Source organism: Microcoleus sp. PH2017_09_SFU_O_A, from assembly GCF_020738625.1.
Classification (GTDB): Bacteria; Cyanobacteriota; Cyanobacteriia; order Cyanobacteriales; family Microcoleaceae; genus Microcoleus.
On the sequence record NZ_JAEQCF010000006.1, the window covers coordinates 1 to 11563 of the forward strand.

At 45.7% G+C, this 11563-nt stretch carries 9 protein-coding genes; 5 read left to right on the forward strand and 4 right to left on the reverse strand.

What is annotated here, in order from left to right; genetic code table 11:
* Window positions 1-334: 334 nt before the first annotated feature.
* Both JGK16_RS03570 and ppk1 read left to right on the forward strand, forming a co-directional pair.
* Window positions 335-4012, forward strand: coding sequence for a HEAT repeat domain-containing protein (locus JGK16_RS03570; protein ID WP_293202774.1), 3678 nt, complete (start codon window positions 335-337; stop codon window positions 4010-4012).
* A 341-nt stretch (window positions 4013-4353) separates the two neighbouring features.
* Window positions 4354-6537, forward strand: a complete 2184-nt coding sequence (ppk1, locus tag JGK16_RS03575; protein ID WP_293174478.1) for a polyphosphate kinase 1 — start codon at window positions 4354-4356, stop codon at window positions 6535-6537.
* Between the two features lie 354 nt (window positions 6538-6891).
* On the opposite strand, the gene JGK16_RS03580 is transcribed toward ppk1, so the two are convergent.
* From JGK16_RS03580 to JGK16_RS03590, 3 genes are all read right to left on the reverse strand, one after another.
* Entirely contained in the window at window positions 6892-7062 is a 171-nt protein-coding gene (locus JGK16_RS03580) for a hypothetical protein (protein WP_293149374.1), read from the reverse strand.
* A 180-nt stretch (window positions 7063-7242) separates the two neighbouring features.
* Window positions 7243-7503, reverse strand: coding sequence for a hypothetical protein (locus JGK16_RS03585; protein WP_293174481.1), 261 nt, complete (start codon window positions 7501-7503; stop codon window positions 7243-7245).
* 339 nt (window positions 7504-7842) lie between these two features.
* On the reverse strand, window positions 7843-8013 hold the full coding sequence (locus tag JGK16_RS03590) for a hypothetical protein (protein ID WP_293202777.1): 171 nt from the start codon (window positions 8011-8013) through the stop codon (window positions 7843-7845).
* A gap of 143 nt (window positions 8014-8156) precedes the next feature.
* Between JGK16_RS03590 and JGK16_RS03595 the strand changes: the two genes are divergently transcribed.
* The 3 genes from JGK16_RS03595 to JGK16_RS03605 all read left to right on the forward strand — a co-directional run bounded on the left by JGK16_RS03595 (window position 8157) and on the right by JGK16_RS03605 (window position 10797).
* On the forward strand, window positions 8157-8708 hold the full coding sequence (locus tag JGK16_RS03595; protein ID WP_293174484.1) for a DUF2854 domain-containing protein: 552 nt from the start codon (window positions 8157-8159) through the stop codon (window positions 8706-8708).
* Window positions 8709-9064: 356 nt separating this feature from the next.
* Entirely contained in the window at window positions 9065-10135 is a 1071-nt protein-coding gene (locus JGK16_RS03600; protein ID WP_293174487.1) for an FAD-dependent monooxygenase, read from the forward strand.
* Between the two features lie 167 nt (window positions 10136-10302).
* Window positions 10303-10797: a hypothetical protein gene (locus JGK16_RS03605; protein WP_293174490.1), complete on the forward strand. Its 495-nt coding sequence runs from the start codon at window positions 10303-10305 to the stop codon at window positions 10795-10797.
* A 254-nt stretch (window positions 10798-11051) separates the two neighbouring features.
* Here the strand turns inward: JGK16_RS03605 and JGK16_RS03610 are convergent, their stop codons facing one another.
* Window positions 11052-11399 carry a DUF779 domain-containing protein gene (locus tag JGK16_RS03610; protein WP_293174493.1) on the reverse strand — a complete coding sequence of 116 codons (348 nt, stop codon included), beginning with the start codon at window positions 11397-11399 and terminating at the stop codon, window positions 11052-11054.
* Window positions 11400-11563: the final 164 nt, after the last annotated feature.

Genomic DNA, 11563 nt, shown 5'->3' on the forward strand with positions numbered 1-11563 from the left:
GCGACTCGATACAGAAAAAACTTATCTTTAACCAAGCTTGAATATATTGATCGCTCCTGCTCTTGGTTGGCAATCAATTATTCAGCAAGCCCTAATTAGAGTTTATATATAACTACTCAATAACCGCTGGTGATTTTCGAGAATCTGAACGATAGCCAACGATTTTAGGTGGTTCCAGCCTTCCTATTCACTGATTTACCAGCGGTTTTTGTATTTTTTCAGCGGTTTTTGAGCAGTTACCACTCGGTTTTCAACTGACGGTGACTGTTAAGCAGACAAATTCCTGAAGCTATCGATCGCAAATAAAGTCGATCGCCTACAATCAAGTATTCGGGTGTGTCGCCACAAAAAATCCTTAGCCAAACATCAAAAATCGAGCGAGCGACGCACCTGTCCACTCGTGCGATCGCAAATAAAGTCGATCGCCTACAATCAAACTAACCCCCTAGAGCCTGAAATTAGGAGAAACTGTCAAATGCTAGATGCTGCGTTATTGGGAGGACTTTTCACAGTCGTGTGGCAAGCCATATTGGGGACTCAAGTTAATGATGCAGCAAAGCACCTTTGTTTGACCGGAATCAAAAAAGTATCACGAAACGGGAAAATAGTCAATCACGATTTAGAAAAAGCGCTGAAACGTTCTTTCTTGAAAGCTCAACAACAAATCGCCTCAGAATGTCATAAAGAATTGGTTGAGCCATCTCGCAGGGCTTCTAAAGGAATCGTTATTTACTTACCTCAACACCGTCCAGATTTAGAATGGCTCGATAAGAAGATTAAGCAGTTAAAATCTGAATTGGAAAAAGTCGATAAAGAAACAGTCCCGTCTGGGATTCCGATTGAGGGTTTAGATGAAATAGAATTGCTGCTGACTGCGACAGATGAGTTAAAGCAGAATCGGGTAGCAGAAGTCAACCAAAAACTGCTGGAACTTGCCCTGGAAAATTGCGATGTCGCACCCTACAAGACAAAATTAGAGCAAGAATTGTTTGCCTTAGTATCTGCATACTTTGCTCAGGAAATCAAGGAAAATGACAAGGTTTTTCAGATTTTTACCGGGCAGAGTTTAACGCGGATTGATAGCAGAACCCAAGAGATGTATGCTTGGCTTGAGGAGATTGTGGAAAAGAGCCGGATTGTTTACCAACCGATTGACTGGCGGGATATTTGTCAGCAGATATTAGACGAGAAAGAACAGCAGCGACTCAGTAGCAATCAGCTAACTTTTGGCAACCATCAAATTGATGATGTTTATGTACCGCTGGGATTGGTGGAACGGCACAAAGTGACTCAGCAGCGCGAGAATCTTGGGGCTGAAAAAGGTTCAGATTTGTACCGGGAAAAAGAAGTTACTCAAACATTTGAACATAGCGAGTTTCTCGAACAAGTGATCCAGCAAGGAATTAGCCCGAAAAGCAATGGGAAGCGATTAGGAATTATTGGGGAACCGGGGGCGGGGAAAACAACGCTGTTGCGGCAGATTGCGAATTGGGTAGCGACGGGCATTTCGGAGGCTATGGTAATTTGGGTATCCTTGGCGGATTTGCAGGGGAAGGAATTAGAAACCTATTTATTTGATAATTGGTTGGTGGCGGCAATTAAGAGAATTGGGAAGGCTGAGGCGACGGCGGATATTAAGGATGATTTTTTAGCACAGTTTAATGCCGATCGCGTTTGGTTGGTGTTGGATGGGGCGGATGAGATGGCGGTGGGTGATGGGAATCCTTTGGCGGAAATTGAGCGGCAAATTAGGACGGGTGGCTGTATTCAAAGGGCGCGGATTGTGCTAAGTTGTCGGCAGAATGTCTGGGATGCGATCGGCTCTGCGTTGGATAGTTTTGATACTTATCGCACTCTGGAGTTTTCCTATCCCGAACAGGTGGAAATGTTTATTGATAAGTGGTTTGGAACCCCCCTTAACCCCCAGTTTGGAACCCCCCCTAACCCCCCCTTGGTAAGGGGGGAGACAAGAGAAGAAGGGGACTCTCTTACTCCCGGTTTCTCAACGCAGGCGACAGGAGAAGGCGACACTCTAACTCCCCCCTTCTTAAGGGGGGCTGGGGGGGCTCTTCCCCTTTCTTTCCCAGCCCAAAATACAGAAGAAACTCTAACTCCCTCCTTAGCAAGGGGGGCTGGGGGGGTGCTTTCTCAACAGCTACGCGAAGCATTAGCAGCATCAGGAAAAGAGCGAATTCGAGATTTAGTAAAAAATCCCCTGAGATGTTCGTTATTGTGTGGCACTTGGCAATCCTTGGATGGGGATTTGCCAGATACTAAGGCTAAGCTTTATCAGCGGTTTGTGACTACTTTATATCAGTGGAAAAAACCGCAATTGAATTGGATTCAGCAGCAGGATTTGAATGCGGCTTTGGGGAAATTGGCACTTTCAGGGATGTTAAATGAAACGTCGCGGTTTCAGTTGCGAGAAAGTGTGGGATATCGGGTGATGGGTGCATCGCAGTTTGAGTTAGCTTGTCGTTTGGGTTGGCTGAATTTAGTGGCGAGGGATGGGGAGACGCTGGAAGGGATTTATGCTTTTTACCATCCGACGTTTCAGGAATATTTTGCGGCGTTGGCGGTTGAGGATTGGCACTTTTTCTTGAATCATATTCCCCCAGAGGGCGGGCACGGGGGCACCGCCCCTACTGGGGTGTACCGGATTTTTGAGAAGCAGTGGAAGGAGGTTATTTTGTTGTGGTTGGGGCGTGAGGAGGTAGGGAAGGAGAAGAAGGAAGGGTTTATTAATAGGTTGGTTGAGTTTGAGGATGGGTGTGGTGATTTTTATAATTATCGTGCGTATTTTCTAGCGGCTGCGGGGATTGCTGAGTTTAAGGATTGTAGTTTTGCTGATGAGATTGTGTCGCAGGTTATTAAGTGGGGATTTGGTTATTTTAATGAGGAGAAGAAAGAGTGGCAAACATATTCTGATCCAATTGCAGAGGGTTCAAGGGACATACTGAAAGAGACGGATCGGGGGCAATGCGCGATTTACCATTTAGTGGAGTTAATGTGTACTTCTCAGATTGATAAAGATACCCAGATAGAAGTAGTAAAAGAGTTAGCAGAAATAGGTGGATCGAACCCAGTTGCTATGTCCGGTTTAGTGGAGTTGATTGGTACTTCTGAGGATGATAATACCTGGAGGAGTGCCATAAATAGCTTAGGAAAAATCGACAAAGATAACTCAGTTGCGATCTCAGCTTTAGTCGATTTAATCGGTACTTTTCAGGATAAAAATACCCAGAGGAGAGCGGCCGTAAGCTTAGGGAAAATATGCAAAGATAACGTAGTTGCGATCGCCACTTTAGTCGATTTAATCAGAAATTCAAATGATAACATTGCCCGGTGGCAAGCGGCAGATATCTTAGGGGAAATTATCAAAGGTAAACACTTCGTCCTCGCACTCTCAGGTTTGAAAGATTGTCTAAATTCCGAAGTCTACGAAAACGATTTTAATCGCTATAAAGATCGCTACCCAATTATCTGGGCCTGTGCCCAAAATAGGACTTACCCAGAATTTTATCAAGCATGGCACACTCAACCCACAAATTCCCCAATACCGGACAACCACCGACAAAATACAGATATCCCCACACTCCTCAAACAACTCCAATCCACCGATAAAACCTGCCCCGTTCCCCTCAACATACGCGGCTTAGAAGGCGAAACCGATACAAGCGCGATCGCCCAAGAGCTCTGTACCCAACTATATCAAACAATCTTCCCCGCAGATACAGACATCCCCGCCATTCGCAACGCCCCCGAATTCAAGCGATTAATTCCCCAACTCAAAAATCGGCTGCAAAAACAGCACATCGCCTTAATTTTGCACTCCTGTCCCTGCGAAGATGCGCTTTCGTCTTTCACCCGCAAACTCGCCGACACTCACATGGGAATTCATATCGCCTGGATTACCGATACACCGCTGGAATTGCCGCTAACAGGTTTTGCGGTGGATGGAGATGATTTGTTGAATGCCGTGCAGAGTTGGATTGGGGGGATTGGTTCGTGATGTTGGGGCGGATGTATTCAGAGACTGCTGCTTGTCGCCGAGGCCAGATCCCCCCTAGCCCCCCTTAATAAGGGGGGGACAAGAATCCGATCAAAGTCCCCCTTCTTAAGGGGGATTTAGGGGGATCTGGCTTCGGCAACAAACAAGAAATACAAAATGTGCGATCGTACACAACATAAATCATAAAGCTCGATCGCTCTTCCTCTCCAACCCCTCGCTCGTTCGGGTTTTGTCTGTCTAGACGCGATTTCAATCGCCCGCTACTGCGCCGCTACCCCAATACTACTGCAATACTAATGGTAAAGATACGATCGAGCCTCCCCGCAAGACCCCCGCAAACCATGTCCAAGCCAAAAAAGACCCCAGTCAAAACCTACACCGAAATCAACCTCAGCGACCCTCAATACTACTTCAACAGAGAACAAAGCTGGCTAGAATTCAACAACCGCGTGCTCCACGAAGCCCTAGACCCCCGCACGCCCCTCCTCGAAAGACTCAAATTTCTCGCTATTTTTAGCTCAAACCTAGACGAATACTTCATGGTGCGAGTGGCGGCCCTCAGACAGCAAGTAGAAGCAAAAGTCACCAAATTAACCTCCGATGGTAGCACGCCCCAACAACAGCTAGATGCCATCAACAAGCGGCTTTTGCCGATGGTAACTCAGCAACACGCCTATTTTGACCAAACTCTGCGGCCCAAATTAGCAGCAAGCGGCATCCACATTCTCGACTACATTGACCTCAATCAAGAACAACGAAATTACTTGCACCGTTACTTCAAAGAACAAGTATTTCCCGTACTCACTCCCCTAGCAGTTGACCCCAGCCACCCATTCCCATTCCTCTCCAATCTCAGCCTCAATTTAGCAGTAGTTGTCAGAGATCCCGACACCCGCGAGGAATTGTTTGCGCGGGTTAAAGTACCGCAGGTTTTGCCGAGATTTTTGCCCTTACCGGCCCATTTGCAGTGGCAGCAAAGGGGCAAAACTCCTGTGTGGACGGGCGTACCTTTAGAACAGGTAATCGCCCACAATTTAGAGGCTTTGTTTCCGGGGATGGATATTCAGGAATATCACCCATTTCGGATTACTCGCAATTCCGATTTGACTGTCGAGGAAGATGAGGCAGATGATTTACTGCTGGCGATTGAACAGGAACTCCGCAAGCGCCGGTTTACAGGTTCTGCGGTACGGATGGAAATTCCAGCGATTATGCCGCTTGCGCTGCGAGATATGCTGATGGATGAGTTGGATCTCGGCGAGCAGGATGTTTACGCGGTGGAGGGGCTGTTAGGCCTCAAGGATTTGATGTCTTTTGTGGGGCTGCCTGTGCCGGAACTCAAAGACCCGCCTTGGACTCCGGTGGTGCCGCCGCGCTTGCGGAATTCGGAATCGCCAATGATTTTAGGCAAATCGATGTTGGATGTTGAGGATGGTGAGGATATTTTTACGGTCATCCGTCGAGGGGATATCATGCTACACCATCCCTATCACTCGTTTGCAGCGACTGTCCAGCGGTTTATTACTGAGGCGGCGAACGATCGCTCGGTGTTAGCGATTAAGATGACTTTATACCGCACTTCTGGTGATTCGCCGATCGTCAGCGCCTTAATTCAAGCAGCGGAAAACGGCAAGCAAGTAGCTGTTTTAGTAGAGCTCAAAGCCCGGTTTGATGAAGAAAATAACATTAATTGGGCGCGCAAGTTAGAACAAGCAGGAGTCCACGTCGTTTACGGTTTGGTGGGACTCAAAACCCACACTAAGGTTGTGATGGTAGTGCGCCGCGAGGACAAATGTATTCGCCGCTACGTCCACATCGGCACGGGAAATTACAATCCCAAAACAGCCGGACTGTATACGGATGTCGGTTTGTTGAGTTGTCGCGAGGATTTGGGTGCGGATTTGACAGACTTGTTTAATTATTTAACCGGTTATTCGCGACAGCTATCTTATCGTAAATTGTTGGTGGCGCCTGTCAATATGCGCGATCGTTTTTTAGCATTAATCCGCCGCGAGGCCGACGAATGCCGCTTGAATGCGGAAAGCGGCACTCGTAGCTGCGGCCGGATTGTCGCTAAAATGAATGCTTTAGTTGACCCTCAAATTATTGTTGCTTTGTACGAAGCTTCGCAAGCGGGAGTTAAAATTGATTTGATTATTCGCGGGATTTGCTGTTTGCGTCCGGGCGTTGAGGGTGTTAGCGACAATATCAGAGTTATCAGTATTATCGGCCGCTTTTTAGAGCATTCGCGGATGTTTTATTTTTTCAACCGTGGCAGCGAAGAGGTGTATATTGGTTCTGCTGACTGGATGCAGCGCAATCTTAGCAGGCGGGTTGAGGCGATCGTCCAAGTCGAAGATCCGACTATAGTAATGGAATTGCAAGAAATTCTCGGTGTGATGCTGGCGGACAACCGTCAAGCTTGGGATTTGCAGCCTGGGGGACACTATTCTCAGCGGCGGCCACCTGCTAATAACCCGGAGGTTAACTCTCAGCAGATTTTGATGGATATGGCGATGAATTAGTCAGTTGATAGTTGATAGTTGACAGTTGACAGCGGTCAAATTTTGCAGTTAGTCGTGGTCAGTTATTGTTAGTTATTAAGCTGTACTGCATTTAATTTTAACTTTTAGGGCGGGCAAGATGCCCACCCCACAAAGTTTTTAACCCACCGAAATATGCAAATCAAAGGCGCGATAAGTAATAGCAATTCAACAAATCATTGCTGCTACAACGATTGAGGTTGAGGTTGTTTTCTCAAATATTATTGTCGCTGGTGCGTCGCCCGCTCGATTTTTCATCTTTTTTGGATACTATCGATAGCGACACACCCTACAAATACTAACAACTGCCAACTGCCAACTGTCAACTGCCAACTGTCAACTGTCAAAAGTGCGCTTAAATTCTTCTAACAAATCATCAATTTCCTCGATCGCCTGACTGACATCAATTCTCAGAGCTCCCAAGTCCGATCGATCTAACAGCCGCACGAGGGATTCCCGCTTGACTTCGATTTCTGCTACGCGCTCTTTGATTGTCTGTACATCCATTGTTTTTTGCCTTGGCTAGTATTAACAAAAATATTTGACTTTCCCCCCTGCGAACAGACGAGAATTCTTAATTCACCGACGTGCCTTTCGGCGCCAATCCTTTACTATTTTTATATAGAAGTGATGAGCGCGATCTGGTTTTTTTGAGTCTGTGTTATAGTTTGATTGTACATCAAAACTTTAGCGCAGGAAAGGCGGACGTTTGCTATCTGCGGGTTTGTTTTTCATCATTTCAGCTAAAAATCGCTTCAAGGCCTTCTCGCGGTTTTTCATGAAAGCAGCCCAAAATCCAGGTTGATATTCATCCATTGTCTTGGCTAGGGCCCAGACATCGATCGCTAAAATATTATAAAGCCTTTCATCTTCGCGTTTGAGCGAGTTAATCTGGTCTAGAACAGACTTGTTGGCGACCGCAGTCTGTTTGTCTTCGTCTTTAATCATAAAAAATATTCGGTAAGTGGGAAACGAGCAAGTCTTTAGACCTGAGAGGAAAACGACGGGCGCGGTTTCAACCGCCTTGAATCCCCTTTCGGGGTTAGAGGGGTATGGTTGCCCCTCCAAGGTCGATACAGTTGTATCCTTTCTCCCTTGCGGGGTAATGTTCGCCTCGACCTGGTTATAAAGGCTTGTTAGACCTGCAACACTGTTTCAGTGACTTTAAAACTGTTTAATTGCAGATGACAGAGCGGAAATAACGTCTCCTCTTCCGAGGGGTCTGGTCAGAACAGCTTGTAATTTCTTACAAGCTCAGTGGCGTTGATTCCCTGAGTTCCTGACGTCCTAAAATTGGTTGAAAGGGCAAGAGCGTCGATCGCGATCGCCGCTCTCTATACTTTGATGATACTGCCGATCTCGATTACCTTCTGGAACCAACGGCGTCCAATTAACCGGATATTTATCGGTGGCGCCGCGGCGAGGGAAAGCGGGATATTTTTTTGAAGCTAGAGACAAGATTGTGGATGCACAGAGAACCCGCTCTCATAGATGCTAGCAGTTTTGACCGGTATTTTGGCAAAAAAACTAAATTTATTCCAGACTTCTTGCCCGATAATAATTAAAGTATATTGTTGATTCCAGCTACTTACCTCACTAATATGTTACGTAAAATTTCTTTAGCAAGCCTAGCCTTAGTGGTGGGCGGTATTTTAGCAGTAGTCGGGTTCTATGCCTACTTCACCGACCAAGCTACCCTCAACCTAGCCGGTTTTTTTTATGGAATTCCCCTTTTGCTGGGAGGTTTGGCCCTGAAAGCAGCCGAACTCGAGCCAGTGGAGTTCACCGAACCGACTTCTCCTGAAGTTCTCCTGTTGAGAGAAAGTCAGGCCACGGATACTCAAAACCAAGTCCGCAAAGATATCACCCGATTTCGTTACGGCCAACCCGCCCACTTAGATGACGCTCTGGAACGCTTGGGAATGGCCCCGACTGACGAGGAACGCCCCCTCCTCCAAAGCTTGCGGGAAGTTGATATTGACGGTGCTTATGCTTTAATTCTAGAGTTTTATTCGCCGCTGCTGCCGATCGCACTTTGGGAAGAAAAGCAAGAAAAAATAGCTAAATTTTTTGGTCCTGGTTTGGACGCAAAAGTCACTCAAAAGCCTGATGACAAAATTGAATTGGCTTTAATTACCACTCCTAAAGCTTAAACCAGCCTTAAGTTGTGAGTGCGATAATTTTCAACTCACCCATTATATTATGTCCGGTCAATTGACCACAATCAGTAACGGTTCGTAGTGAGGACTTCAGTCCTCTCTTTGATGCGGACTAAAGTCCTCACTACAAACCAATATGGTCGTTAGATCTGACATAATATTAATTATTAATCCTGCATCACTTCCGATACTGATTTTAACTGCTGCTTGAAACCAGTCGCTATCACCAAAAGCTCGTTAGCAAAGCCCTCAAAGAGGATCGCCCATCCAGACCTAGCCCAAATCTTATTTTATGTAATAATAATATTGGTTGAGGAGCGATCGCAATCTTAAAATCAGGAGCAGCACAAATGGTTCCGTCCCAGACCAGGATAGGTATTATCGGCGCAGGAACATCAGGAGCTTATCTGGCAATTTTGCTGATTCAACAAGGGTTTAAAGTTGACTTGTTTGAAAAAGCACCCTATCCGCGTACCGATGGCTGTGGTATTCTGATCGTGCAAGCAGGTATGGAAGCACTGCATCAAGGCAACGCTCAAATTACCGAAAAAATCATCAACTCGGGCGATCGAGTTAAATTATTTGAGTTTCGCAACCTGCGCGGCGGTGTCATCAATTCCGAGCCAGTCACCTACGAAGAAAACGAAGTCCCAGCAATGCTGGTACACCGCAAAGCTATATTAGAAGCAATCCTTGACGAGTTACCCCCCGAGTGTATTCATTTTAATGCAGAATTGGCATCGATCGCCCAAACCGACCACAGCGCGATCGCCCACTTTAAAGATGGCACAAAATGGGAAGGCGATCTATTAATTGGTGCCGATGGCATTGTCTCAAAAGTCCGTCAATTTATAGTTCCTAACGTAGAACTATTTTATTTAGGCGATGTCGTCTGGCGGGGAATAGTCGAAGATAACAGCTTCTGTCCCGAAGGAAACTTTTTTGTTTATGTACGGGGTCGGGGAATTTATGCCAACTTCTTTCACATCGGTGGAGGTCGCACTCATTGGGGCTTCTTTATTGAAAAAGAGCGCACTGAATCTGAAATCGGGAAACTGCAACCTACCAATATTACCATTCCTCCCGAAGAACTAGCAAAACTCCCAGAAGATGCCCGAAAACTTATAGAATCAACGCCTTTAGAAAATATTGTCTGTCGTTTTTCCTATGACATTGACCCCCTACCGAAAATCTACGATGGTCGTGTTATCTTAATTGGAGATGCAGCCCACGCCAAAAGTTCCACACGCGCCAGAGGAATGACTTCCGGTTGGGAAGATGGTTTGTATTTAGCAAAACATCTCGCAAATAGTGCAAATATTCCCGAAGCCCTGGAAAACTTCCAAACTGAAAGACTCCCAATTGTCCACGAATATCAACGCAGCAGCCGAGAAATTAGTCAGAAAGTTGGCCGTCGTTAAGAAAGAGAGAGGGGGAGAGGGGGAGAGGGGGAGATGAAATTGAAATTTACAATTTAATTAAATGCAGTACAGATCAACAAACTCTGGGTGGTTTAATGATGAAATTAACTTGATTTTTCCGTCAGTCTTAAGCAAATCAGGTGTCGAGAAAAACTGGAGAGGAAATAATGAGTAACAATCCTGTAATTCGTGAAAATACAGTAACCCCTGTAAGTTCTCCAGATTTGGAGAAAGTACCTGAAATTTTTACCCGTCATATTGGTACTTGGCAAGGAGAATACATCAAGACCGATACTCGCGGACATTTTTCTCGCAGCTTTTTCGGTAATTTTACCATCTGGATTCAAGGAAGTCACTACCAACAAGTTAACAATTATGAATTTTCAGACGGTTCTCGCGTTCAGCTTAATTTTCAAGGAGAGTTTGAAGAACGGATTTTGAAACTGTATTCTAGCAGTTATTCTGATTTTTCGGCGATCGCCTGGGATGCAGGCCAGGAAACAGTATGCTTTCGGGCAAATAAAACTGAAGATAACGTCCTTATTACCTTTATGGAAACAATGACATTACTCAGCGAAAATCACCGAGTTCGCAGCACTCAAGCCTTTAAAAACAGTATTTTTGATGGCATCTCATTTATTAAAGAAACGCGCTTGCCTTAGACAAAGTACATCTAGCAAAAAACGCCTAGATTGTCAACATCTATAAGATATCTCTCTGTTCTCTTTCTCTTAGGACTTACGCATCAAGGCCCAAGAAACCGGGTTTTTTCCTAAATTTTGTAGCTGCGGCGAAGGATATTCGTAAAAAACCCGGTTTCTGACTGCTCTCGTAAGTCCTATCTCTGCGTTTTCTGCGCCTTCTGCGGTTCAATACAAATAAAATTTCTTTAGTCCAAACAAGAGGCAAAATACAATTAATCAACATTGATAAACAAGCGAGAACGAGTAATAAAACGCTCTCCATCCGGCCCTTCCAGGGAAAAATCGCTGCCTCCGGGCCCCTGTACTACGTCTAGGATTAACTGCGTGTGCTGCCAATGTTCGTATTGCTGTGCTGCAATATAAAAGGGACAACCGTCTAGTTTTCCCAGCAATACATCGCCATCGCCGACGATTAATTCCCCGTTGGGATAGCACATGGGAGAACTACCATCGCAGCAGCCGCCCGATTGGTGAAACATCAATTCTCCGTGCTGGGTTTTGAGGTATTCTATTAGTTTTAAGGCGGCTTCTGTGGCTGTGACTTTGGGGATTGTTTCCATGGGAGAAATTATTGTATGGTAATTAAGTACGTTGTTGCGCTTTAGCGCTCTTGTTTGTATATGGATAAGAGCGCTGAAGCGCAACTACGTACCTTTTAGAAGAAGTTCTTGGTTGTTGCGATTTGGCGCTCTTTTTTTAGATAATCTAAGAGCGCTGAAGCGCA

Coding starts and splice junctions, on each gene's coding strand:
- ppk1 (WP_293174478.1), top strand. CDS start 4,354: ATGTCCAAGCCAAAAAAGACCCCAGTCAAAACCTACACCGAAATCAAC.
- JGK16_RS03580 (WP_293149374.1), bottom strand. CDS start 7,062: ATGGATGTACAGACAATCAAAGAGCGCGTAGCAGAAATCGAAGTCAAG.
- JGK16_RS03585 (WP_293174481.1), bottom strand. CDS start 7,503: ATGATTAAAGACGAAGACAAACAGACTGCGGTCGCCAACAAGTCTGTT.
- JGK16_RS03595 (WP_293174484.1), top strand. CDS start 8,157: ATGTTACGTAAAATTTCTTTAGCAAGCCTAGCCTTAGTGGTGGGCGGT.
- JGK16_RS03600 (WP_293174487.1), top strand. CDS start 9,065: ATGGTTCCGTCCCAGACCAGGATAGGTATTATCGGCGCAGGAACATCA.
- JGK16_RS03605 (WP_293174490.1), top strand. CDS start 10,303: ATGAGTAACAATCCTGTAATTCGTGAAAATACAGTAACCCCTGTAAGT.
- JGK16_RS03610 (WP_293174493.1), bottom strand. CDS start 11,399: ATGGAAACAATCCCCAAAGTCACAGCCACAGAAGCCGCCTTAAAACTA.